This is a genomic window from Pseudoalteromonas sp. Of11M-6, assembly GCF_022347905.1.
In the GTDB taxonomy this organism is placed as follows: Bacteria; Pseudomonadota; Gammaproteobacteria; order Enterobacterales; family Alteromonadaceae; genus Pseudoalteromonas.
The window spans coordinates 99,272-123,376 of sequence record NZ_JAKRFW010000011.1 but is presented as its reverse complement, the minus strand read 5'-3'; the positions used below and the strand labels follow the sequence as shown (position 1 = coordinate 123,376).

20 protein-coding genes are annotated in these 24,105 nt (G+C 42.6%); 8 read left to right on the top strand and 12 right to left on the bottom strand.

The features are described 5' to 3' along the window. Positions 1-38: 38 nt before the first annotated feature. The 4 genes from hrpA to MHN32_RS07880 form a co-directional block, all read right to left on the bottom strand. Positions 39-3,932, bottom strand: coding sequence for an ATP-dependent RNA helicase HrpA (gene hrpA, locus MHN32_RS07895; protein WP_239421462.1), 3,894 nt, complete (start codon positions 3,930-3,932; stop codon positions 39-41). Between the two features lie 153 nt (positions 3,933-4,085). Continuing rightward, a complete protein-coding gene (locus tag MHN32_RS07890) occupies positions 4,086-4,514 on the bottom strand; it encodes a CBS domain-containing protein (protein WP_010375537.1) in 429 nt (142 codons plus the stop codon). Positions 4,515-4,599: 85 nt separating this feature from the next. After that, positions 4,600-5,628 (bottom strand): isoaspartyl peptidase/L-asparaginase, encoded by a 1,029-nt coding sequence (locus tag MHN32_RS07885; protein WP_239421461.1) that lies wholly within the window; start codon positions 5,626-5,628, stop codon positions 4,600-4,602. 317 nt (positions 5,629-5,945) lie between these two features. Then, on the bottom strand, positions 5,946-6,656 hold the full coding sequence (locus MHN32_RS07880; RefSeq protein WP_239421460.1) for a SapC family protein: 711 nt from the start codon (positions 6,654-6,656) through the stop codon (positions 5,946-5,948). Positions 6,657-6,874: 218 nt separating this feature from the next. On the opposite strand from MHN32_RS07880, the gene MHN32_RS07875 reads away from it, so the two are divergent. Then, positions 6,875-7,585: a DUF6445 family protein gene (locus tag MHN32_RS07875; protein WP_239421459.1), complete on the top strand. Its 711-nt coding sequence runs from the start codon at positions 6,875-6,877 to the stop codon at positions 7,583-7,585. Between the two features lie 300 nt (positions 7,586-7,885). Here the strand turns inward: MHN32_RS07875 and MHN32_RS07870 are convergent, their stop codons facing one another. The 4 genes from MHN32_RS07870 to pgi all read right to left on the bottom strand — a co-directional run bounded on the left by MHN32_RS07870 (position 7,886) and on the right by pgi (position 15,357). Beyond that, positions 7,886-10,510: a TonB-dependent receptor gene (locus MHN32_RS07870; protein ID WP_239421458.1), complete on the bottom strand. Its 2,625-nt coding sequence runs from the start codon at positions 10,508-10,510 to the stop codon at positions 7,886-7,888. A 735-nt stretch (positions 10,511-11,245) separates the two neighbouring features. Beyond that, entirely contained in the window at positions 11,246-11,956 is a 711-nt protein-coding gene (gene pgl, locus MHN32_RS07865; RefSeq protein ID WP_102056572.1) for a 6-phosphogluconolactonase, read from the bottom strand. Next, positions 11,956-13,425 carry a glucose-6-phosphate dehydrogenase gene (gene zwf / locus MHN32_RS07860; protein ID WP_239421457.1) on the bottom strand — a complete coding sequence of 490 codons (1,470 nt, stop codon included), beginning with the start codon at positions 13,423-13,425 and terminating at the stop codon, positions 11,956-11,958. Before zwf ends, pgl begins: the two co-directional genes overlap by 1 nt. 285 nt (positions 13,426-13,710) lie before the next feature. After that, positions 13,711-15,357, bottom strand: a complete 1,647-nt coding sequence (gene pgi, locus MHN32_RS07855; RefSeq protein WP_239421456.1) for a glucose-6-phosphate isomerase — start codon at positions 15,355-15,357, stop codon at positions 13,711-13,713. A gap of 382 nt (positions 15,358-15,739) precedes the next feature. Between pgi and MHN32_RS07850 the strand changes: the two genes are divergently transcribed. Next, the gene (locus tag MHN32_RS07850; RefSeq protein WP_239421455.1) at positions 15,740-16,777 is read left to right on the top strand and encodes a LacI family DNA-binding transcriptional regulator; all 1,038 of its coding nucleotides are present in this window, start codon (positions 15,740-15,742) and stop codon (positions 16,775-16,777) included. A 50-nt stretch (positions 16,778-16,827) separates the two neighbouring features. Here MHN32_RS07850 and MHN32_RS07845 read toward each other — a convergent pair whose 3' ends face one another. Together MHN32_RS07845 and MHN32_RS07840 are read right to left on the bottom strand one after the other, a co-directional pair. Next, positions 16,828-17,895, bottom strand: a complete 1,068-nt coding sequence (locus tag MHN32_RS07845; RefSeq protein WP_010606507.1) for an AI-2E family transporter — start codon at positions 17,893-17,895, stop codon at positions 16,828-16,830. Next, on the bottom strand, positions 17,888-18,139 hold the full coding sequence (locus tag MHN32_RS07840; protein WP_010375515.1) for a hypothetical protein: 252 nt from the start codon (positions 18,137-18,139) through the stop codon (positions 17,888-17,890). Before MHN32_RS07840 ends, MHN32_RS07845 begins: the two co-directional genes overlap by 8 nt. A gap of 65 nt (positions 18,140-18,204) precedes the next feature. Here MHN32_RS07840 and MHN32_RS07835 point away from each other — a divergent pair, with 65 nt between their 5' ends. From MHN32_RS07835 to MHN32_RS07815, 5 genes are all read left to right on the top strand, one after another. Further along, on the top strand, positions 18,205-18,870 hold the full coding sequence (locus MHN32_RS07835; RefSeq protein ID WP_010606506.1) for a hypothetical protein: 666 nt from the start codon (positions 18,205-18,207) through the stop codon (positions 18,868-18,870). A gap of 1 nt (position 18,871) precedes the next feature. Then, positions 18,872-20,323 carry a M48 family metalloprotease gene (locus MHN32_RS07830; RefSeq protein WP_239421454.1) on the top strand — a complete coding sequence of 484 codons (1,452 nt, stop codon included), beginning with the start codon at positions 18,872-18,874 and terminating at the stop codon, positions 20,321-20,323. Between the two features lie 120 nt (positions 20,324-20,443). Further along, the gene (arsC, locus tag MHN32_RS07825; protein WP_010606504.1) at positions 20,444-20,791 is read left to right on the top strand and encodes an arsenate reductase (glutaredoxin); all 348 of its coding nucleotides are present in this window, start codon (positions 20,444-20,446) and stop codon (positions 20,789-20,791) included. Next, positions 20,791-21,342: an NAD(P)H:quinone oxidoreductase gene (gene wrbA, locus MHN32_RS07820; protein ID WP_102056566.1), complete on the top strand. Its 552-nt coding sequence runs from the start codon at positions 20,791-20,793 to the stop codon at positions 21,340-21,342. The genes arsC and wrbA overlap by 1 nt, the downstream gene beginning before the upstream one ends. Then, entirely contained in the window at positions 21,339-21,776 is a 438-nt protein-coding gene (locus tag MHN32_RS07815; protein ID WP_102056565.1) for a DUF2069 domain-containing protein, read from the top strand. The genes wrbA and MHN32_RS07815 overlap by 4 nt, the downstream gene beginning before the upstream one ends. A gap of 94 nt (positions 21,777-21,870) precedes the next feature. Here the strand turns inward: MHN32_RS07815 and MHN32_RS07810 are convergent, their stop codons facing one another. Next, positions 21,871-23,205, bottom strand: a complete 1,335-nt coding sequence (locus MHN32_RS07810; RefSeq protein WP_239421453.1) for an ankyrin repeat domain-containing protein — start codon at positions 23,203-23,205, stop codon at positions 21,871-21,873. A gap of 145 nt (positions 23,206-23,350) precedes the next feature. Between MHN32_RS07810 and MHN32_RS07805 the strand changes: the two genes are divergently transcribed. Further along, positions 23,351-23,557, top strand: a complete 207-nt coding sequence (locus MHN32_RS07805; protein WP_010606500.1) for a DUF2897 family protein — start codon at positions 23,351-23,353, stop codon at positions 23,555-23,557. Between the two features lie 35 nt (positions 23,558-23,592). Here the strand turns inward: MHN32_RS07805 and MHN32_RS07800 are convergent, their stop codons facing one another. Beyond that, positions 23,593-24,003: a hypothetical protein gene (locus MHN32_RS07800; protein ID WP_017218873.1), complete on the bottom strand. Its 411-nt coding sequence runs from the start codon at positions 24,001-24,003 to the stop codon at positions 23,593-23,595. Positions 24,004-24,105: the final 102 nt, after the last annotated feature.

The following is a 24,105-nucleotide window of genomic DNA, read 5'->3' as shown; positions in this document are numbered from 1 at the left end:
CATATAATAAAGTAACTGTCGTACTCTAAAATGCAAGTTTATATTTCGCACTCTTTTATCGAATTCAGAACGCGTTTAGCCGAAATCGGATAAGCCGTTCCTAATGTTTGAGCAAACAAAGACACGCGAAGTTCCTGTTGCATCCAAAAAATATCTATAAGCGACTCTGGTACAGGTAATCCAGAAGGGATTTTTGCCAACTTGTCTTGATAGGCCGCAGCAACTTTTTCCAATTCTAGTACACACAGCCTATCTCTGTTTGGATCTACCGCAAGTTTTTCAAGCCTTTTCTCAATCGCTTTCATGTAGCGCAAAATATCAGAGATTTTATCAGCACCATGAGCGGTGACAAAACCTTTAAAGATAAGACCGGATAACTGAGATTTTATGTCGCCATGCGCGGTGATCATCGTGAGATCCACTCTGCCTTTCATGCGTTTGTTAATACTGTGAGCAATGCTAAGCACCGCCTCAACTTGCTTCGCAATTTCAACTACGGTGTCACCTAGCTCAGCTCGAATGTGCTCTTTGGCTTTTTCAAACGCAATGTCATCTCTGATCTCGCCAAATGCACGCAGCAGCTTATCAACCCCAGCTTGCGTACAGTCATCAACTAAATCATGCACTTTACCAAAGGGGTTAAAGTACAATCCTAACTTAGCCTTATTTGGTAAGTGCTGTTGCAGGTATTTAACGGGCGAAGGAACATTGAGTAGCACAAGACGGCGCAATCCTGCTTGATGCGCCGCTTGGGCTTTTATTTCGTTATCAAACAGTTCTATAGCCGCACTTTGTTTTTTATCGACTAATGCTGGGAAAGCCTTAATCTCATAATTTCCCTGCTTTTTAGTATATTGTTCTGGTAGCTCGCCAAAATCCCACTGCTGAATATCCGTTTGCTCGATCCCTTGCTCTGCCACTTGCGAAAGCGTCTCGGTCACTTGCCCTTGCAACTTTGCTTTAAGTGCCAATAAATCAAAGCCATGGGCTATCACCTTACCTTTGTCATCAACTACCTGAAATTGCATTTTTAAGTGCGGCTCAAGTGAACTAACATCCCAATCTGACTCGGCGACTTTGACACCTGTCATTCTGAGTAAACGGTTGGCCACCGCTTCTATAAATGAGCCTTGCATTACCTCAACGGCGGCAAGCACAGCATCGGCATAATTTGGTGCTGGCACAAAATTACGTCTTAAGGTCTTCGGCAGTGACTTAATAAGCCCACAAACCAGCTCATGTCTGAGCGCAGGAATATGCCAATCAAAACCTTCATCTTGAACTTGGTTTAATAGTGCCAGAGGAATATTGACCACCACGCCGTCTAGTGCTTGGCCTGGATCAAAGTGATAACTGAGAGGCAAGATCAAATTCCCTTGCTGCCACGTATCTGGGTAATGAGTATCCGTGATATGTTCGGCGTCATGCTTCATTAACAGATCGCGCGTCAAATGCAAAAAGCGTTTGTCTTTTTGCTTTTGTGAACGCCACCATTTACTAAACGCAGCACGATTATTTACGTCTTGTGGAATTCGATCGTTATAAAACGCAACCACGTCTTCTTCGTCGACTAGGATATCGCGACGCCTCGCTTTATCTTCAAGCGCCTGCACTTCTTCAACCAATTTTTGGTTTGCGCTTAAAAAGCCTTCGCTTTGGCCAAGTTGACCGTTTGCCAGCGCTTCGCGAATAAATATCTCTCGGCTAACCACAGGATCAATATCGCTATACACCGTGCGCTTGCGGCCAACGATGATCAAGCCGTATAAGGTTTGCTGTTCAAATGCGACAACCGCTCCAGCCTTTTTCTCCCAATGCGGTTCGCTATAGCTGCTATTAACTAAATGCTTAGCGAGCGGCGCAATCCAATTTACATCGATTTTGGCATTAACCCGAGCATAAAGTTTACTGGTTTCCACAAGCTCAGCAGACATCAACCACTTAGGGCTTTTCTTAAATAGTGTTGAACCGGGGAAAATATGAAATTGGCTGTTACGTGCGCCTTTAAACACTTGTTTTTGCTTTTCGTCTTTCACACCAATATGGCTAAGCATACCGCTTAGCAATGATTGATGGACAGCTTCATCGCTTGCAGGACTGCTATTTATTTTAAAGCCGAGCTCCTCACACACCGTAGTCAGCTGGTAAACAATATCTTGCCATTCACGTACGCGCATGTAGGCCAAAAAGTCTTTTTGGCATTGCTTTCGAAACTGGTTACGCGTCAGTGCTTGCTGCTGCGCTTCGATGTAATTCCATAGATTTAGATATGCAACAAAATCAGAGTGTTCGCACTCAAAGCGATTGTGTTTTTCGTCAGCTGCTGCACGTTTATCTTGAGGACGCTCTCTTGGGTCTTGAATAGACAGTGCCGCGGTGATCACTATCGCTTCCCAAAGCGCGTTGTTTTGTGCCCCTGACATCACCATCTTGGCAAGCCTTGGGTCTATGGGTAAGCGACTTAGTTTACGACCTGATTCTGTGAGCTTGGCTTTTTCTCTGCGCTGTGCAGGAACTATCGCCTCCAGCTCTTCAAGTAACGACATACCATCTTTGATATTACGGCTATCAGGCGCTTGTACAAATGGGAATTGACTTATATCACCAAGTCCAAGTGCGAGCATTTGCAAAATAACCGAAGCTAAATTGGTTCTTAGGATTTCAGGATCGGTAAACTCTGGGCGCCCTAAAAAGTCGTCTTCAGAATATAAACGAATACAAATACCGGATGCCACACGGCCACATCGACCTTTACGCTGGTTTGCACTGGCTTGTGATACCGCTTCAATCGGTAAGCGTTGTACTTTGGTTCGATAACTGTAGCGGCTTATTCTCGCAGTACCCGGGTCGATAACATAGCGAATACCTGGTACTGTCAATGACGTTTCGGCAACGTTTGTAGACAATACGATGCGCCGTTGGCTATGGGGCGCAAAAATGCGATTTTGTTCGGCATTAGACAGGCGCGCATACAAAGGTAAAATCTCAACGCCTTTTAAATTGCGTTTTGCCAGCGCGTCAGCGGTGTCACGAATTTCACGCTCACCGTTCATAAATACCAAAATATCCCCAGGTCCTTCGGCACAAAGCTCATCAACCGCATCAAAAATGCCCTGCAACTGATCATTTTCTGCTTCGCCATTTTCTGAGTCTACATCTTCAACTGGACGATATCTCACTTCTACTGGATAAGTTCGTCCTGACACCTCAATAATAGGTGCGTCACTAAAATGTTTGGAAAAACGCTCAGGATCAATGGTTGCTGAGGTGATAATCACTTTAAGATCTGGACGCTTCGGCAACAACTGCTTTAAATAACCCAGAATAAAATCAATATTCAGGCTACGCTCGTGTGCTTCATCAATGATGATTGTGTCGTACTGGTTGAGGAATCTGTCTTGTTGAATCTCTGAGAGCAAAATACCGTCGGTCATCAGTTTTACGTATGTATTGTCAGAGACTTGATCTGAGAAGCGAATTTTAAATCCAACTTCTTGCCCCATCTCGCAGCCAATTTCCTCTGCGATACGAGTAGACACGCTTCTTGCCGCTAGTCTTCTTGGCTGTGTATGACCAATATAGCCATCCACGCCTCGACCAAGCTCTAAGCAAATCTTAGGCAGCTGCGTGGTCTTCCCTGAGCCCGTTTCGCCGGCAACGATAACCACTTGGTTATTCGCAATGGCTGCTTTGATGTCGTCTTTTTTCTGGCTGACGGGTAGTTGCTCAGGATACTCTACTGCTGGAATATTGGCACTTCTTGTTACCTTTAATTCTTGGCTTTTTGCAATCGCAGCCGCTACTTTTGCGACTACCTGCTTTTGCTTTTCTTGATCGGTAATTTTTTTCGCACCATGGAGGCGCTTTTTGAGGATGAAGTGATCCTTTTTAAGACATGAATTTAGCTCTTTGAACAGCGAGTCAACCTGCACTACACGACACCTTGTGATTACATAAAACGCCGTGTAGTTTATCAAATCAGATTAGACGAACCCAACTAAATTTGGTTAGGAATTGAGATTTTTGCTGTTATTCTCAAGGCAACACCTCATGGGTTAACTTAACAGCTCGTAAATTTCATCGCTTTATACGTAGCGGTGACCAGAGACATAAGCATCATGTAAATGCTTATCCAACGCTAATAACACGTTTGCACGACTGATAACCCCAAGTAAGCGCCCTTCATCGTCAACTACCGGGTACACTTTGGGCTTATTGCAAATCATCAAATCTGCCATTTGCACTATGCTGTCTTCGCGTTTTACACACAGAGGCTCTTTTGTCATCACATCGGACACCACGCTATGAGACTCATTTTGATAGGTCGCCTCTAACATTTTTTTAAGACAATCTTGCTCAGATAAAAACCCAATAACCCGCCTTGCTTCATCTATAACCGGCCCGCCCGACTGGCCGCTTTGTAGCAGCTTCTCTACCGCTGATTCTACGCGCATGTCCTGTTTGAATGTTACGGGGCGATGATTTAAGTAGTCTGCGACTTTTATTGATTGCATTGCTCATCTCCATTAAAAACGCCAGCTATCATGATAATAATAGCTGGCGTTTGAAGAACTTGCTTAGTCTCAACGAAATATTGTTTTACTCGCTATAAATACCAACATAGGTAGGTGTTGTTGACGACTTGCTCGCACGATACATTCCCGCGGTATTAAATGGCATGCTAATATTTCCTTTAGGGTCAACTATGATCACCCCTCCCGTGCCACCAATTGGATAAAGCGTATCAAAAATCACTTCTTTCCCCGCTTTTTCAATCGACTTGTTTTGATAAGCGACACGAGCACAAATATCAGCTGCGACATTATATCGAATAAAATACTCGCCATGTCCCGTTGCTGAAACAGCACAAGAGCGGTTATCCGCAAATGTGCCCGCACCAATCACCGGTGAGTCACCTATCCGTCCGAAGCGTTTCGCCGTCATCCCACCAGTTGACGTTCCGGCCGCTAAATTCCCCTGCTTATCGAGTGCGACAGCCCCCACAGTTCCCATCTTATATTGGCTCTCTAATTGTTGGTGTGCCGCCTGATAGTCTTTGGTCGCCGCCTCTTTCATCTGCAATCGCTTTTTCGCCTTTAAGAGTGATTGATAGCGAGCATCGGTGTCAAAATAGCTGTTTTCCACTAACGTAAAACCGCGTTTCTTAGCAAAGTCTTCCGCACCTTCACCACTTAGCATGACATGTACTGAGTGCTGCATCACTTCTTTTGCCAGATCGATTGGGTTTTTAATGTGCTTCACCCCCGCCACAGCGCCCGCTTGGCGATTACGACCATCCATGATTGACGCATCTAGCTCATGCCCTTCATCATAAGTGTACACGGCCCCCTTACCAGCATTAAAAAAAGGCGAGTCTTCAAGAATGTTAATGGCTGTCGTTACCGCATCAAGGCTTTCTCCACCTTGTTCTAGTACCTTATAGCCCGCTTCAACGGCTTCTTTTAATTTAGCTTTGTATTGTTTTTCTTTTTCTGGTGTGAAGTTACTGCGCTCAATCGTACCAGCTCCCCCATGAATAGCGATCGCAAATGGGGGCGCTTTCTCGTCAGCGACAGCAGCTGTCGCCGACAAGGCTAATAACGCTACTAGCAAAGAGATTTTTTTCATTTTTATACCTTGGTTCGTTGTTAAACTTCAGCATGAGGTGAATTTTAGAACGATGCAAGCTTTCGCGTTAAAATACTCCTTTCAACTCAACAAGAAGAACGCCGAGTAGCTTATAACTGTCGTTGAGAAACACGCTCGGTCTGGATCCCTCGTGGCGGATCATACTGTCCTATTCCAAACGCTAAGTAATACTAATTTGTCTTAATACTTGCTCAATTTGAAGGAGCAAATTGGTGTAGCACTTATAAAATAGCATGCACAAAAAAAGCGCTTCCTCTGGAAGCGCTTCTATCGAATCGTTCTATATCTAAAAGCGATTAGCTCGCTTCGCGCTGTGCCTTCATGCGAGCAAGGCGCGCTACTTGATGTGTAGAAGTTAAGAATGCGAAGATCGGTGCTAAATAGCCACGTTTACGTAGCTCTAGGAAATCTTCGTCACCTAATTCGTTTAACTTACGCTCATCCACAAGGTAAATACCGTTGATGTCTTTTTTCTCACCATGGATTTCTACCGTTAGCGTTTGTTGAACTAGAAGCTCTTTGTCAGCAAGATACTGAGTAAACGCTTCAGTTACGCGAGCAAACTCAACATAGCTTACTAACGCTTCTTTACGACGACCTAGGTATTCAGTTTCTTTACCGTCTTCGAAAAGCGCATTGCCTTCTTCTTCACCAACTAGCGGGCTTGCTTCATCAATAACAATACCAAACTGATCTTGCTCTGGGTGCTTAACCAAACCAAACGGGTAACGTGCAGCGGCCATTGGCACAAAGCTACCAGTCCACTTATCACCGTCAACAAATAGGTTTTCACCAGGCTGAAGACCAAACATAGCAACCGCTTGAAATTGACCTGTTTCAGTGTTTTTAACAAACGCCATAGGAAATTCTGTCGCTACACGCGCAAACTCATGCGCTACCACAGGCATTAAGTGCTGAGTTTTAAGGAAATCAACGTTCACGCCATTTTTCACTTTGATGTTAGCGTGCTTTTCGTTGTGTAAAGGCTGCACTTGTTGTTCCGCCATAATACTGCTCCATTATTTTACGTATTTGTTACTTTATTTATTGCCCCTAAGGCTAGCGGTTTTCCGGGCAAATTGGAAGTTAAATATTTTTTAAGGTAGTTTAGATAAAAACTTCAATGAAGAACTTAGCTTATTTCGCATCAAAAAGTTGATAGCGCTGTCATAATTACGTACATTTGCTTAATAGTAGTCTATGTATAGTTTAACAGTAAAAAACAATGCAAAACCTCAAGCTCAACCCTTCCTTAAAAATTAGCGTGTTAATCGTCCCTAATACAGATATCAGTGTCTATGTCGTTGATGACTTCTTATTGGATACTGCGAGCGTGTTAAATTTTGCGCATAAGGTAGCCTACTACCACCCCATGTTTTCTGATAATTCCTTCTACCCGGGAAAAAGAGACCATATGCCTGAACCGTATATGAGGCTACTAGCATCATTTTTTAAGGATTACATGCTTCCGCGCATTTCTAGGACTGAGTATCAATCAGTTACTTTTCATAAATGCTTATTGTCACTCATCACTTGCCAGCCTGATGCGCTTATTTTAGACCAAAAAGTTCCGCATATTGATTCATTTGATGACAGAGACTTTGCTTTTGTACACTACCTATCCACAACCAACTTGGGAGGTACAAGTATCTATCGTTTTATACCTGAAAACCTTGTAGAGTTTAGGGAAAAAGATAAAGGAGTATTATCAGAGATGTTAATAAAAGCAGCTGAAAGTCCACATGAGCACTCTGGTTACCTAAATGAAACAACAAGTGTGTTTGAGCGTGTACTGAAAATAGAACCAAAGTTTAATAGGCTAGTTATCTACCAAGGGAACATATTACATAGTGCCAATATCAATTGTGCGTCAGGATGTAATCAAGATCCAAAAATAGGAAGGCTCTCAATTTCTTCGTTTGCGAGCGTACGCTAAATCAGTTTATATTCTCAACATAATGCAAATCGATGTTAACACCTATCTAAATATTAGAAACAATGTCAGTAAAGCTAAACTCTCTTATAGAGTATAAATAGTAACCTTCTTTCTTGATCAATTAGAAGTTATTGGTTGATAGGCCGAATTATAAGTAAGTTTTATTACTAACCCCTCCTCTCATGAGTTAATTGCTAATCCTTTTCCAATAAAAAAGCTCAACGAATTGTTGAGCTTTTTCTGATCTTCGTGTCCCGTCCTAAAATACGTTTACACATTTAGGATAGGACATTGAGTTATTTAGAAACGTACCGCTACACCAACTTTATAGCGTGCTTCACCTTCAAAACTCCAAACAGGGAAGTTATTAAGAAGGTCAGGGTTTGGCAACGTCGTTGATGGATTATTGTTACCTAGTTGAACGCTATCTTCTTCAGTCAAATTGATGGCTTCAAAAGTAACATCTAGATAATCTGTAGCCGAGTACGTAGCACTGAAATCAAGCTGTCCATATGCTTTATGTTCACGGTTACCATACCATCCTGGAGCCTCACGAATGATGAACTCAGAGCGCCAGTTATATGCTAGACGAGCAGAGAAGTTATCTTGCTCATAGAAAGCAACTAAATTATAGGTATTCTTTGACGAATCAGAGAAAATACCAACTCTGTCAGGGTAATTTTCTGCAGGAGCTTCAGCATCCGCATAAGTGTAGTTGAATGAATAACCAAAGCCATTTTCAAAAGCGTCTTGAATTTGGAACTCAATACCTTCTATCGAACCACCACTACCGTTTGTAGATGAACTAACAGTCCAACAATCTGTGATACCAGCACCACACGGTGGCTCTCCTGCATCAGGATTATTTGTATAAACTGGAATATCAATACCAATTTGTTGGTTAACCTGTTGCTGTGTCGAAATAAATGAACTCACATCTTTCGTGTAATACGTCAAGCTAACCATACCATCAGCACTGAAGTACCACTCAAGCCCTATGTCAGCTTGGAATGCTTTGAATGGACTTAGGCCTACGTTACCCGTCTGAAGGACTTCATTTAATGGGCGGTTATCTGTATAGCCAGCCAAGCTTCGTGTTGCAAACAGATCAGCATAGTTAGGACGTGAAATAACTTGAGCAGCTGAAGTACGAAGAATAATGTCGTCAGCAACATCAATCACCAAGTTTAAGCTTGGTAGAAACTCACTGTAATCGGCTTTGTCTGTAGATAAAGTAGTATCATATTCACCTGTATCACTTAAATCGTAATAGTCAGACTCAATATCTGTTGAAATATAGCGTATGCCTACATTACCACGGACACCCTCACCGCTGAATTCAGCCATTGCATATAGGGCCATATTTTCTTCTTCAACAGTACCATATGCTTGAGGTCTTTGTGTATAGCCCTCTGTCATTGCCAAGGAGTCAGCAATCATAAGGTCCATATTTGGTTCCGGGATAATAAATCCACCACCAGCAGATATAGTGCTAGGATAATACTCAGATGCATTTCTCATAGGGCGAAGTGCAACATTAACATTAGCACCGTTACCATCCTGTACTACTTTGTGGTCAGCGTAACGGAAACCCGTTTTTATCGCAGAAATTAACCCGAAGTCAACTGGAAAGTCAAAATCAAGATTTAGATAAGTTTCTTCATCTGAGTCTGGATTGTATTCAGGAGCCCAAGTCTGTGGACCGATCACACCCGGTAAAATACCTGAATCAAATGACTGTTTTGCCAGATTATATCGCGTAATGTCACCGGTCATGTCAACTGTGCCATTTAATTCGCTACTATCATTGACCGTCCACTCACCGTAATTTGCTGTTGTTACATCACTATCTGCACTAGTATTACCGACACGGCCTTTAAATGTGAAGTTCTCAGCCTCGTACTGCCAATCAAGGTCAATAGTATCTGACTTCATACTCGCTTTACGAACCCAAGATTGATAAAACGCTGTAGCAGTTCCATCAATATCTCGGAACGTGCAGTTACCAGAAGCATTCGTTTTTGTGCAAGAACCATCACCAGGGAAGATGATTATTTGTGAGTTAGCATTATTGGCGCCTAATTCTAAACTCGTTACATTTAGGCCAAATAATAAAGAGTCTGTCGGTCTATATTGCATTGCTACATTAATAGCCGTGCGATCTCTTTCTTGCTGGAATACAGTGGGAGCCATACCACCAGACCAACCTCCCGATGATTCAATACCATTTCGCTGATATTGAATTTCAGCAAGTGCGCCAGAAACAAGAATACCGAAGTTTTCATCTTCGTTTTTCCAGCTGTAAAGTCCCGAAAATTCAGGATCCGTTTCCTCAGAAACCGTACCGTAGTCAGCCTTTACGCTTGCAAATACTGTGTTAGCATCCAAATCCAATGGTTTACGTGTCTTAACAATTACTGTACCACCGATACCACCTTCCACTAAATTCGCTTGAGAAGACTTATAAACCTCTAAACCGCCAACCAACTCAGAAGGTAAAAGTGAATAGTTGAAACTGCGATCGACCGCTTGTTGGTCAAACCAACTAGTGGAAGCAACAGAATGCCCATCGAGCAAAGTGCGTGTCAATTGTGCTGACGCACCACGAATTGATACTTGCTGGCCCTGACCGAATTGGCGGGATACACTCACCCCTGAAATTCGAGCTAGTGACTCACCTACGTCACCATCAGGGAATTTACCAACGTCTTCAGCAGTCACAACATCAACGACAGCATTTGCGAAACGCTTACCATTGAGGTTTTCTTTATTTGAAGCGCGAATACCACGAACTTCAATGACTTCTACGTTTTCTTGTACTTGATTTTGACTTTCTTCTGCAACTACAACGCCTGAAAAGCCCGCACCTAGTGCGATGCTGACGTTAACTGCAAGTAAGCTTTTTTTGAAATTATTAGCTAACACAGGATTCCCCTTGAATCATTTTGTTGGTTTTTTAAATCACTTCTGCCCAGTGATGATGACAACGCTGTCATCTAATAACAAACCATACACCCTAAATTACATATTCGCTACAATTTTTTTGGCCTGTTATTCAAAAAATATTCATATAGATATATATCTTATTGATAAATATAAATTTAAATATGACCAAGATATGGTTTGTTACAAAAACGATTGGAGAATAGCACAAAAAATTTTGCTGCTGTAGGGTTTTAAGATGGAATTGTCTTAATAAAGGGACATTTTAATTATCTGAATACACACAAGGGGATGTGTATTCAATTCCCTCATCAAGCTTGGGCAGAAGCTAAAGATGAGAATCAATATCAATGACAACGCTGTCATTATAGATTTATCTGTAAGTACTGTCTAGTTCTTTTAAGAGAATTTTTTATGACAAAGGCTTATAAAATCTAAGATTAGCGAGTTAGCTATCACTATCTTTTGCACAAATTTGAATACCCTATTACGGGACTTATTGTAAGAAGTAAGAAGTAAGAAGTAAGAAGTAAGAAGTAAGAAGTAAGAAGTAAGAAGTAAGAAGTAAGAAGTAAGAAGTAAGAAGTAAGAAGTAAGAAGTGTTGTCGCTTCGAGCTGAATGTCTAGAGATATTCAATCAATTGACTCAAGTAATCAAGGTAAGGCCAGCTATCACGCCAGCCTTGCATTTTACTATTTTTAGTAGATGCACTCGGGTTACGGGCACCAGAATACGGTCAAATTAATATCAGGATGATTTAATACTGCACGCAGTGGTACTTCATACTCTGAGCCGGGTTGTTTTGCTGCTTCATACACCGCTTTTTTTTCATCACCAGAGATCAATAAAACAGCCGCCTTAGAATTAGCTATTCCTGCCAAAGACAAACTCATGCGCTCGGTGATCTCACCTGTCACTTCGCTTTGATGAGCATTAATTGCGCACACGGTGTTTGTGGTCGTTAATGCGTGTTCTAGGCCATTTGCACTTGGGAATAAACTGGCGGTATGACCATCCGGCCCCATTCCTAAAATAGTGACATCAAACGGCTTTTTCAACGCCGCATAAGCAGACTCACATAGATCAGCGCCCTCTTCTGCTGACTCTGCCGCATTCTTCATTGTCACAAATCGAGCATTTGCCGCTTTGTCTTTCAGCAATGTCGACTTAATAAATGCTTCGTTAGACTTTTCGTGATCCGGTTCGACCCAACGTTCATCAACCATAGCAACCGTAATTTTGTCCCAGCCTAGCTCAACACCTGAAAGGTAACGATACGCTGGAGCCGGTGATGAACCGCCAGACACTAGCAACACCGCTTCACCGTCTTGCTCAATACCTTGACTGAGCCCAGTTTGAAGTAGCTCTGCAAGCGCTGCTGTCATTTCGTCTTTCGAGTTGAAGTTTCTTTCTGTTAACTGTGCCATTACGCTTGCTCTCCCGCATTGAACCAAACATGTTTGTTTTCTTCAAGCAGTTCATCGGCATCTTCAGGACCCCAAGAGCCAGCACGATAAAGTGACGGAGTCCCTTTACTCTGCCAACGCTCAATGATTGGATCAACCCACTGCCACGCTTGGCGTACTTCGTCACGGTGAATAAATAAAGCAGGGTTATTTGCAGCTGCGTCTAGCATTAAGCGCTTATATGCATCTGAATGATAGCCATTGTTATACTTTTCACTCAATGAGATATTTAGCGTCACTGGCTCTAGTTGCATTTCAAGGTTATCTAGACGCTTAGACATTAGCGTTAATTGAATACTTTCTTCAGGCTGTAATCTTATCACCAAGCGGTTTGGCTGAATTGGACCCGCCGCATCACCATAGACGTTGTGAGAAACAGGCTTGTACTCAACCACAATTTCAGCACAACGCTTTTTCATACGCTTGCCTGTTCTTAAATAGAAAGGCACACCAGACCAACGCCAGTTATCAATGTGAGCACGAATAGCAACAAATGTTTCTGTTTTACTCGACCCTTCGCCCAGCTCTTCTAGGTAACCAGGTACCAGCTTACCTTCAAGGTCGCCTGGTACATATTGACCACGCACAACATTATTATCTACATCTGAGTCAATTAGCGGTCTAAGCGCTTCTAATACTTTAAGCTTTTCAGTGCGAATACTGTTGGCATTAAGTTTATGTGGTGACTCCATCGCAACCAAGCAAAGTAGTTGCAATAAGTGATTTTGCACCATATCACGAAGCGCGCCCGCTTTGTCGTAGAAGCCAGCTCGGCTTTCAAGACCTACCGTTTCAGAGATACTGATCTGAATATTATCTATGGCTTTAGCATCCCATAAATTCTCGAACAGTGCGTTTGAGAACCTAAGCGCCATCAGGTTTTGAACCGTTTCTTTACCTAAGTAATGATCGATACGGAATACTTGCTCTTCCGAGAAGAACTCACCGATTTTGGCATTAATTTCTTCTGCAGATTTACCGCAGTAACCAATAGGCTTTTCAACAACTACACGTGATTGCTCTGTGATTAGCCCTTTGATTGATAATAACTCACAACAACGACCATAAACCGCTGGAGGAAGTGACAAGTAGAAGACACGAGACTTATCTTCCCCATCAGCTAAAATATTCTTCAGCTTATCCCAGTGTTGGTCTTCTTCAGTAACATTGACTATCACAGGTACTAAAAACTGTTCAAATGCGGACCAATCTTTCTTGTTGTATTCGCCTTTGCCAAGGTGAGTTTGTAATGCGATATGTGCCGTTTCGATAAATTCTTGTTGTTTGTTTTGTTCACGAACGGTCGGTAAGATGCGAGTGCCTTCAGGTAAGTTACCTTCTTGATATGCACGATACAAGGCAGGTAGGAGTTTGCGAAGTGCTAAATCGCCTCCCCCACCAAAAATTACGATGTCAAAAGGATTAAGCATAATTCACTCTCATTAGGTTAGGCGTGCACTACAAGCACGCAGTGTTTATTCGATTTGGAGCCACTCCAAAGCCTACCAAACTCATTGTGTAACGGGTGATGATTTCGATTGCAATGCACTAGTAATATCAATTCGACTTAATACCTGCTCAATTTGAGGGATTAAGTAAGTTGGTATAAATGAGTCTTAGAAACCTGTATTTCCTCTCACAAAAATACAGGTTCTAAGCACTCCAGCGCTACCCGTTCAAAGGTATTTTGTTTACTTCCAGTTCCACTCGAAGTATTAATTTGTTCTCTTTTGCTTGTAATAAGCGATTAGACCCGCCGTTGAGCTATCATGCGGGTTAGTAACGCCTTCTTGCGTTAGCTCGGCTTCAATATTTGAAGCAAGCCCTTTACCAAGCTCAACACCCCACTGGTCAAATGAACACACATCCAAAATAATGCCTTGGCAGAAAATTTTGTGTTCATACAAGGCAATTAGTCGGCCCACAGCTTTTGCATCTACCTTATCTAAGATAAATGAAGAGGTTGGACGGTTACCTTGGTGTATTTTATGCGGGATCAACTTGTCGATTTCCGCATCCGACTTACCTTTAGCCGTTAAATCTTCACGAACCTGCTGTGCATCTACACCCGCCATCATCGCTTCCGTTTGCGCAAAGAAGTTAGACAGTAAAATATCGTGATGCTGGCCTACTTTGTTTTGCGGTTCAATTGAAGCGATAAAATCAGCCGGTACAATCACATTACCTTGGTGTAAACACTGATAAAAAGCGTGTTGGCCATTTATCCCTGTCATGCCCCAAATAATTGGCACAGTCGTATAGTTTACCTGTTCTCCTGCAAAAGTAACATGCTTACCGTTACTTTCCATTTCACCTTGTTGTAAATACGCAGGCAGCATATGAAGCGCCTGATCATAAGGCAAAATCGCTTGTGCTTGATACCCTAAGAAACTGGTATTCCAAACGCTGAGTAACGCCATCAACAGTGGAATATTGTCTTCGTTGTTTGCCGTTTTAAAGTGCTCGTCAATTTCAAACGCACCTTCAAGCACTTCGACAAACTTATCGAAGCCTAAATAAAGTGCGATTGGCAATCCTATCGCGCTCCAAAGCGAGAAACGACCGCCAACCCAGTCCCACATCGTAAATACGTTGTCATCGCTAATACCAAACGCTCTGGTCTTCTCAAGATTGGTGCTCACCGCAACAAAATGCTTGGCGATTGCCGCTCTATCACTTGCAGCATTCAAAAACCACTCAACGGCAGTCTTTGCATTGGTCATGGTTTCAGAGGTCGTGAACGTTTTTGATGACACAACAAACAAGGTGGTTTCTGCATCCAAACCTTTTAGTACTGAAGCAATCTGTACACCGTCAACATTCGAAACATAATGCACGTTTAGCGTGTCATCTGCATACGCGGCTAGCGCATCAGTCACCATTTGCGGACCTAAGTTAGAACCACCAACGCCAATCGCAACCACATCTTTTACAGCTTTGCCTGTATACCCTTGCCACTCACCTGAACGAACTCGGTTACTAAATGCTTGTAGTTTTTCTAATTCTGCATTGACTTGTTCAGTAACATTTACACCATCCACATAAATAGGTGTATTTGCTCGGTTACGCAGCGCCGTATGTAAAACCGCTCGGTCTTCGGTGATATTTATTTTTTCACCAGAAAACATCTTTTCTCGCCAAAGCGCGATATCGCTCTCTTTTGCGAGCTGCATCATTTCAGAGAATGTTTGGTCGTCAATGCGTTGCTTGGAAAAGTCGAACAACACACCTGGGATTTGACGAGAGAACTTTTCAAATCTTTGTGCATCGTTTGCAAACATCGTTTTTAAATGCTGCTGCTCTACTCGCTGCGCAGAACTACTGAGCTTTTGCCAACTATCCAAATCTACACGACCACCCATTACATATTCCCCTAAGACGTAAGTGATTGTTAGTTACCTTACTTTTCAGGTAGTAACAACAAAGAAACATTATTAAACAAGCACATTATGCCAAAATGACAACGCTGTCAAATCGCTTCTTTTCAATTTTACATTGCGAATAATAACCTAAAATAAAATTTTTGACACCGGTATCATTCATTTATTTCTGCGAATTGTAGTGCTAAATTCTGTACTTATTAGATAGACTAAGAAAAACAGATGATCCTGTTATTAAGCCAATAGTCACCTGAGCGGCTAAATATCTCAGAAATTGGGCGCTAGCTTCTGCATACATAAAGCGCTACTATTCCTCTGTGCTTAATAATGATCGATACAGACCTGTAAATAGAAGAACAATTACATGAAAGTCACTATTAATGATGTTGCCAAGCTAGCTGGCGTATCTATGAAAACCGTATCGCGGGTAATCAATAAAGAACCTTCGGTTAGAAAAAAAACCTACGATCAAGTAATGCAGGCTGTAAAAGAGCTTAATTATCAGCCTAATATTGCTGCGAGAAACTTAGCTGGTACTTCTTCATTTGCAATTGGCTTGGTCTACGACAATCCCAATGCGTATTATGTCATTGATATGCAAAATGGGGTGTTATCTCGCTGTAGGGATGAAGGGTATGAACTCGTCATCCACCCCTGTGAATCCAATTCGGAAAATATGGCCGAAGAATTCGTCACTATGATCAAACGCTCACGTCTTGCAGGTTTGGTTTTGACTCCTCCTCTATCCGAGCAACAAACCATTATTGATATGCTAGATGAGCTGGGCATTCATTACGTGCGTCTACTTTCAGGCCGAGCGCAAGAAGCGGAAAACAGCGCAAATAACTGTATCTTTGTTGACGACTACGCTGCAGCCTATGAAATTACCGAGCACCTGATCCAACTTGGACATAACAGAATTGCGTTTGTACTTGGCGATGAAGAGCATAAATCAACTGCAGAGCGACTAGCTGGATATCGCGATGCGCTGAAAGCACACGATATAAAACAAGACGATACACTGCTCTATCACGGCACGTACTCATTTGAATCTGGAGTAAAAGGCGCTAAAGCGCTGCTGGCCGATGGTAATCCAAACCAAATCACTGCGATTTTAGGTGGTAACGATGAGGTAGCCGCTGGAGCTTTATTTGCTGCGCGGCTGATGAATATAGAGATCCCGGGTCAATTGTCTATCAGTGGCTTTGAGGACTCTCCATTCTCCCGTCAAACTTGGCCAAAGCTTACGACTGCACATCAGGCTAACAACATTATTTCTGAACATGCTGCGCGTCTATTGTTTTCTAAAACACGTGGACATCGAAAAAATGATAAAGAAGTCTCACATGTGTTCACACCGAGCATGGTGGTTCGTGAAAGCACGGGTAGAGTCACACAATAACTACTTATTTATAGTCGGCTCATGAGCCGACTAACATCAAAAAAACTTCACTATTTCACCAATAGTTCTTCACTCTTACTCGACCATGCATTGATCAGCGCCTTGACCAGAGATGCAAGTGGAATAGCAAAGAATACCCCCCAAAACCCCCATAAACCACCAAAAAATAATACTGCAACAATAATATAAACAGGGTTAAGATCCACAGCTTCTGAAAACAATAACGGCACTAAAACATTACCATCTAATGCTTGAATAATGCCGTACGCGATGAGAATGGTCCAAAATTCTGGCGCTAGACCAAATTGAAACAAAGCTACTGCGGCAACGGGTAAGGTAACGAGTGCAGCACCAATAAATGGGATAAGTACAGAAAGTCCAACCAATGTCCCCAGTAATGCGGCATAGCGTAAATCCAAAATAGAAAAGGTCACAAAGCTCACTACACCAACGATGACAATCTCAAAAACTTTACCACGAATATAATTCATGATTTGTTGGTCCATCTCATGCCACACTTGTGAAATAAGCTTTCTGTCCTTAGGTATAATTTTTGACACTCCAGATGTAAGTTCTGACTTGTCTTTCAACATGAAAAAAGCAAGCAGTGGCACTAAGACCAAATAAATCATCCATGCGACAACGTCTTTTAATGAGGTTAACGAGGCTGAGACAATAACTTCGCCAAGCTCTAGCAATTTACTTTCCACAGAGCTCACAATTGCCTGTACCTGAGTTGTAGAGATCAGCGTCGGGTAGTATTCAGGTAAATGTAAAAGGAAGTCCTTACCCTCTTCTACCATGGTTGGACTTTCTTGGAGCAAGTTACTTAACTGTTGCCACAGAACAGGAACGATACCAAATACCAGCCCCAAAGCGACGCCCACAAATACCGCCATTACGACTACTGCTGATAACATCCTACTGCCAGTCACTCGGGTGAGCTTATTCACTGGCCACTCTAGTAAATAGGCGATCACAATTGCGACCAGTACCGGCATGACATAACTGCCAAAAAAGTACAGCAAAGCAACCGTAGCAACTAGCATAAGCAATAGAGTAACGGAATGTGGATCTGAAAACTTTTTGATATACCACGCTTTTACTAACTCAAACATCCATGATCTCCAAACACACTTCACCGCTTTCAATTTCAATAATTTGGTAACTCACCGAGTTACCATCCAAATACTTTTTGATATCTAACAAGCTCTGATCCTGACTCATCAGCAATTTTAGTTTGCCTAGAGTATAGTCATGGCGCTTTAACCGCCACTTAAACTGAACAAATAATGCAGGACAGGTAAATTCTCGTAGATCATGTACAAATTTTGTCGTCTTGTCTCCACACAAATCACTCAATGCGGTAGCCCTCAAGGCGTTGATGGTTTATTCTTAATAGCATACTCTACTTCTTGGGAATCTTAATGCCAGGCGTTAATAATAAGGCCCGATTGCCAGCCAATCCAACACTAAAAGAAATAAATTGGTACAAAAAGCAAATTAATTGGGGAGAACTTCCGCCTTTTTATCACCTTGTCGCCTCAGCGGTAAGTGAATGTGAAGGTCTGCTCCATCACGGCTTTGACAATGCGGTAAAGCGTTTGCTAGATAAGCGAAATTGGAATATAGAACTATTAGGTGGTTATGAAGATGACAGTGGCATAATTCACTGTGACAATAAACCTCAAATCGCGTTACATCAAGCATTTACTGACAGAGGTTTTGAGCTTTGGGCTTACCCAATAGCCAAAGGCACCAAGATTGATGCCTATGTTAAAGACAATCGTTTTTTGGAGTTTCGAGTATGGGATCCGCATACGATGAAAAACTTACTGCGCATCAACCAGCTCCATAAATTCATTGCGTTTTACTTTGAACGCGGTGATATAGCTGACAAAGCTCTGATACTTCATGCGCACAAAGTGCTGCATATGACAGTGACGTTTTTGCAAAAAGAATTGAACATCACTAGTGTTGCTGGGGTCTCAATAAAAGATTTTTACCAACTTTGTGAAAAAGATGCTCGAGCATGCAATGATGAAGTCGACTTAGCTAGGATCATGCTCGGAGAAGACCTTAAAAGGGATTAAAATGCGGTTAAAACCCCTATTAAATTCAATCGTTTTAACATTTGCGCTCGCTGCATCAAGCAGCGCTATTGCACAAACAGAACTGAAACTACCAGATTTAGGCACTTCAGCTCTCCAAGTACTACCTATTGAAAAAGAACAAGCGATCGGCGAAGTCATGATGATGCAGCTGCGCTCTCGCTCCCCAGTGGTTGGCGATCCGGTACTTGAAGAGTACTTAACCAGCCTAGGCAATCGCCTCGTCGCCAATGCTAATGACGTACGCTTTCCATTTACCTTTTTTTGGATAAATAACAAAGATATTAATGCCTTCGCTTTTTATGGAGGCCACGTTGGTGTACATACGGGACTCATTGCGCAATCCGATAATGAGAGTCAATTAGCATCCGTTATTGGCCACGAAATTGCGCACGTTACCCAACGTCATTTAGCACGCCGCGTACAAAACGCAAAAGACAACAGCGCCTTGACCATAGCGGGGCTTATTACTGGTATTTTGGCAACCGTAGTTGCCCCAGATGCGGGTATCGCCATTTTATCCGCAAGCCAAACGCAATCATCGTTGAACCAACTAACGCATAGCCGAAAAGCCGAGCAAGAAGCCGACCGATTTGGTATGAATACACTACATAAAGCCGGCTTTGACCCCTATGCGGCCAGTGAGTTTTTAACTAAGCTCTCGGATCAAATTCGTTTTAAAAATAAGCCCCCTGCATTTTTGCTTACGCACCCGTTACCTGACAGTCGAGTGTCGGACGTTAGGCTTAGGGCACAACAATTCGAGAAAAAGCATTATCCCTCAAGCCTTTCCTACGCGTTAGCTAAAAGCCGTGTGCTTGCACGATACTATTATTCAGAAGATGCTGGTGAAGCCTTTTTCAGAAACGCTCTAAAGCACTCAGCAGAGCTCGACAAGCGCCCGCTACAATACGGATTAGCAATTACGTTACTCGATCAAAAAAAATACGAGGAAGCTGGCAAACTATTGGATGAGTTGTTAGAAAAAGATCCGAATAACCTGTTTTATCTTGATGTGTATACCGATTATTTAATTGCGACAGAGCATTCTGGCAAAGCGGTTGAGATGCTTCAAGCTCAACATCAACTCAGACCCAATAACCAAGTTATCACGCTAAACTATGCCAATGCCGCAATAAAAGCAAAACAGTATGAAGTTGCCGAGCAATTGCTTAAGATCTTTTTGCTTGAGAAACCGGATCATATTCTCGCCCGTGATTTACTCACACAAGCCTATGAAGCCCAAGAAAACAAGGCTGCGTATCATGAGTCAAAAGCAGGGGTTTACGCACAATATGGCGCATTTACTAAAGCCGCGGATGAAGTCCAGCGTGCACTCAATCATGTCGAAGATAACGAAGATATCAAGCGTACCAGATTAAAAGCGCTACTTAGCCAATACCGTAATATGCAAAAAGAAATCGCTAAGCTGTGATGCTTGGCGATTGCTTACAGCAATAGTAGAAACGTATTTAAGCCAATTTTCTTGCACATCGCTTTTCGTCATCTCTACATTAAGCTATGATCCGTTTACATTACGAATTAGAGCGAAATCATGTCAGTAGAAATCTATCACAACCCGCGTTGTTCAAAATCACGTGAAACCCTAGCTTTACTAGAGTCCAATGGCGTTAATCCTACCGTTATTGAATACCTAAAGACGCCAATCGATAGTGACACTTTGGCTAATTTACTTTCTAAACTTGGATTTAGTTCTGCTCATCAGCTTGTACGTAGCAAAGAAACGCTCTACAAAGAGCTTGGACTATCGAAAGAATCGGATGAAGCGACACTGCGCACTGCCATGCTTGAAAACCCTAAACTGATTGAGCGTCCTATCGTTGTTAAAGGTGATAAGGCGGCGATTGGCAGGCCTCCAGAGTCGGTGCTTAATATCCTGTAATGAGTAAAATTCTTATTTTATACCACTCCAGTCATGGCTCTGTGGCGAATATGGCGCACGAATTTGCAGACACCATAGTGTCACAAGGTGGTGAAGCCATAGTGCGCGTATTTGAGAAGCGCCAAGACCATGATGTGATCGTAACAAAGCAAGACTTAGTAGCATGCGACGGGTTAGCGTTCGGTACTCCAACACGCTTTGGCATGATGGCAGCCCAAGCGAAAGCGTTTTGGGAAACCACCAGCGATTTGTGGCTTAAAGGCACGCTCATCGATAAACCAGCCTGCGTATTTTCGTCTTCAAGCAGTATGCACGGTGGCAACGAGGCTACCCTACTCAACCTCTCCTTACCGTTATTACACCACGGCATGATGTTGTTAGGTATCCCCTATGATGTTCCAGAGCTTTTGGCGACCGAAATGGGCGGAACGCCTTACGGTGCAACACATGTTGCGGGCAGCCAAAACAATGTTTCACTCACTCAAACAGAAATCAAAATTTGTCGTGCAGCAGCGAGTCGACTGCTACGCGTCGCGGAAAAGTTAACATGAATGAAATTGCAAAAAAGCCCATCACTAGACGCTTTCAACGCTTTGCGCTAGTCGGGTATTTTGGTCTTTTGATCCTGATGCCACTGTGGCTCTTTGTGCTTGCACCAAGAGAAGGTTACAGCTTGGGCTTTGTCTTCGTGGTGTACGTTTTACCTTTATTACTCCCGCTTAAAGGTATTTTACAAGATAAGCCATACACTTATGCGTGGGCAAACTTTGTCGTAATGTTTTATTTTATCCACGGCTTTACCCTGTTGTGGACATCTCCAGACGAGCTATTGTTAGTCCTGCTTGAGATTGGCTTTGCAACGTCCATGTTTATTGGTTGCACTTACTATGCAAGACACAGAGGCCAAGAGTTAGGGTTGAAGATCCGCAAGTTAAAAGAAGACCTTGCTGACGAAAAGGCAGCGCACGAGCATAAAGAGCCATAATCTCGCTCGCATAACTCCATTAAAAAAGCGCAGTCTTCAATGAAGTAACTGCGCTTTTTAGCATCAATCCGTCAGCTTAGTTCGTCACTGTAAGCTACTGCAACGATAGTACGGCTATCAACACCAATACTGAAAACAATATCTGCACACCAATACTAAGCCATGCTAACGCATTTACCCCGATCAGTGACCAAGGCGTTGAGCTGTTTGGGTATAGAGGGTTGCTGCGTTTACGCCTCGCAAAAACAAAAATTGCGATAGAAGCTGCCGTAGTGACAAGTGTTGCGATGGTTTTTTCATCCACCTCATCAGTAAAGAATAAAAATAACTGCAGTGGTAGCAAAATAGCAGCAAAGGCATAAAGAATATGGACAGTTTTTATTTTTTGATACTTTGCCTCATTAGAAAGCTCGATAATACCGTGCTGCTCAAATGTTTGCTTAGAAGTAAGCGCCTGATTTTTCATAGCCACACGGTAAGGGGTGTCGCCATGAATATCCGCAAGCGTCGGGTCATCACCATGTTCAAAAATCATTTCGATCATAGCTGCAGAGTTCGATGCCGCCGCATAGTGCATTAAGTTCCTGCCCGATTCGTCCAATTCATTTACTTTATGGTGCGGCAACATGGTTTCAACCGCGCTCACAAAGCCATTTTCAACCGCTAACATAATAGCTGAGCGCCCACTGCTATCTCTCGCAGTTCCTGTCGCGCCCTGCGTGACTAAGGTGATAATCGCTGATTGCTTCACCTGTTGTTGGGTTAGCTGGAACAATAGCGCTTGTTCCAAAAGACCCGTTACTTCATCTTTGTCACACATAGTGCAAAGCAGCTCAAAAGTCTGCTGTCCATCCAGCAAACTATCTGTTGCTAGTTTAGCCGTGGCTGCTCGGTCAAGCAGACAAGTATCAATATGAGTCAATAGTGCCGCATGTGTTGCCTCCGAGCTGTTGCACCACAGAGAAACAATTTCTTTCGCGCTAAACTTAAGCCCTTTCTCCAGTAGCCATATCAGCGTTTTTTCATAATGTTTGTCACTGAGCAACTCTACAAACGATAAGCTTTGCTCTTGCACCTGAGCTTGAATATTAGAGTACTGGCCAAGACGCTGAATGAGTGTTTTTATTAGCTCATCCTGATCAGTATCATTTTCCTCAATGTGTTGAATCACGCTATTAACGTATTGACGCTGTTTATCGTCATAGTCATCAATATGCTGAAAATAACAGGCTTCGAACGGCTCTAGCGGTCGTAACCAAGCGAGGTAAAATAAAGGAGGTAGAACAGTGGTCGTTACGCCCTGCTCATCTTTCATTTGTTGGCAATTCGGCCATGCCTCTATGGCATCTAGAATGTAAGCACCGTTTTGTTCGATTAACCCCTTTAACAGCATGGGATACTGAGCAGGCCAAATTAACACTTGTTCCATGAATGCGCTATTATCCTCAGAATGTAAATATATGCAGCATAATTATCGCGAAATGACTAGGTGGTGAATAATATCAACAGTCGCGCTAAAATGCTCACCTATTTCAGGACAAATTTAAAAAATAGGGCTTTTTTGAGGAGCTAGAATGGGCAATCAATTAGAAACATGGCAAGTGGTCTTGATCATTGCTGGCGTGTTAGGGGTGATTTGGAGCAATATTGCGTTGTTAAAGTATTCCGCCAAATTTGAAATGAAAAAGAAAATAGACGAGCAAACGGCACCTTTTGACAAAGATAAAGTAACATCCAAAAACAACACGCCTCAAAACAATCCAAAAAAGGATGAAGATTGAAGCATGTTGCGACGTTAGACGTGCTGACTAATCATTCATCCACATTTGAAATTTAATCGCACATCATAAGGCTTACCGAGCGCACCATCGGCTATTCCTCCACCTATGGTCATTGCAGCCCCTGCATCATCGACACTATTTCGACCAAAAATCCACATCGCCATACCGGCAGCCTCAACGGCGTTAGCTACGCCTTTTTGCGTGATATAAGTACTCTCAGGCGTATCGCTGTTATAAATGATATCTAGATTCACAACATACGCGACCATATCAGCTTGTTTGCAATAGTGTCTAGCCTGCTTTAATGCTTCTTTACTACCCGCATCACGGCTGTCGGAAAATAACATAATATTATGCACACCATCAGACGATGGACGCACATCATCATGATGAGCACACCCAGATAACCAAACCGCTAAACCAACACTTAATAGAATTCTTTTCATCACACTCTCCTATTCATTAAGCGCAAGCTTAGAGGTTATTTCGGTTTAGTTCCGTTAGTCATTGTTTAAATTTGTAGTAAGCGACACGGTTGACCAATCACT

Coding starts and splice junctions, on each gene's coding strand:
- MHN32_RS07890 (WP_010375537.1), bottom strand. CDS start 4,514: ATGCAATCAATAAAAGTCGCAGACTACTTAAATCATCGCCCCGTAACA.
- MHN32_RS07885 (WP_239421461.1), bottom strand. CDS start 5,628: ATGAAAAAAATCTCTTTGCTAGTAGCGTTATTAGCCTTGTCGGCGACA.
- MHN32_RS07880 (WP_239421460.1), bottom strand. CDS start 6,656: ATGGCGGAACAACAAGTGCAGCCTTTACACAACGAAAAGCACGCTAAC.
- MHN32_RS07875 (WP_239421459.1), top strand. CDS start 6,875: ATGCAAAACCTCAAGCTCAACCCTTCCTTAAAAATTAGCGTGTTAATC.
- pgl (WP_102056572.1), bottom strand. CDS start 11,956: ATGGCACAGTTAACAGAAAGAAACTTCAACTCGAAAGACGAAATGACA.
- zwf (WP_239421457.1), bottom strand. CDS start 13,425: ATGCTTAATCCTTTTGACATCGTAATTTTTGGTGGGGGAGGCGATTTA.
- pgi (WP_239421456.1), bottom strand. CDS start 15,357: ATGGGTGGTCGTGTAGATTTGGATAGTTGGCAAAAGCTCAGTAGTTCT.
- MHN32_RS07850 (WP_239421455.1), top strand. CDS start 15,740: ATGAAAGTCACTATTAATGATGTTGCCAAGCTAGCTGGCGTATCTATG.
- MHN32_RS07845 (WP_010606507.1), bottom strand. CDS start 17,895: ATGTTTGAGTTAGTAAAAGCGTGGTATATCAAAAAGTTTTCAGATCCA.
- MHN32_RS07835 (WP_010606506.1), top strand. CDS start 18,205: ATGCCAGGCGTTAATAATAAGGCCCGATTGCCAGCCAATCCAACACTA.
- MHN32_RS07830 (WP_239421454.1), top strand. CDS start 18,872: ATGCGGTTAAAACCCCTATTAAATTCAATCGTTTTAACATTTGCGCTC.
- arsC (WP_010606504.1), top strand. CDS start 20,444: ATGTCAGTAGAAATCTATCACAACCCGCGTTGTTCAAAATCACGTGAA.
- wrbA (WP_102056566.1), top strand. CDS start 20,791: ATGAGTAAAATTCTTATTTTATACCACTCCAGTCATGGCTCTGTGGCG.
- MHN32_RS07815 (WP_102056565.1), top strand. CDS start 21,339: ATGAATGAAATTGCAAAAAAGCCCATCACTAGACGCTTTCAACGCTTT.
- MHN32_RS07810 (WP_239421453.1), bottom strand. CDS start 23,205: ATGGAACAAGTGTTAATTTGGCCTGCTCAGTATCCCATGCTGTTAAAG.
- MHN32_RS07805 (WP_010606500.1), top strand. CDS start 23,351: ATGGGCAATCAATTAGAAACATGGCAAGTGGTCTTGATCATTGCTGGC.
- MHN32_RS07800 (WP_017218873.1), bottom strand. CDS start 24,003: ATGAAAAGAATTCTATTAAGTGTTGGTTTAGCGGTTTGGTTATCTGGG.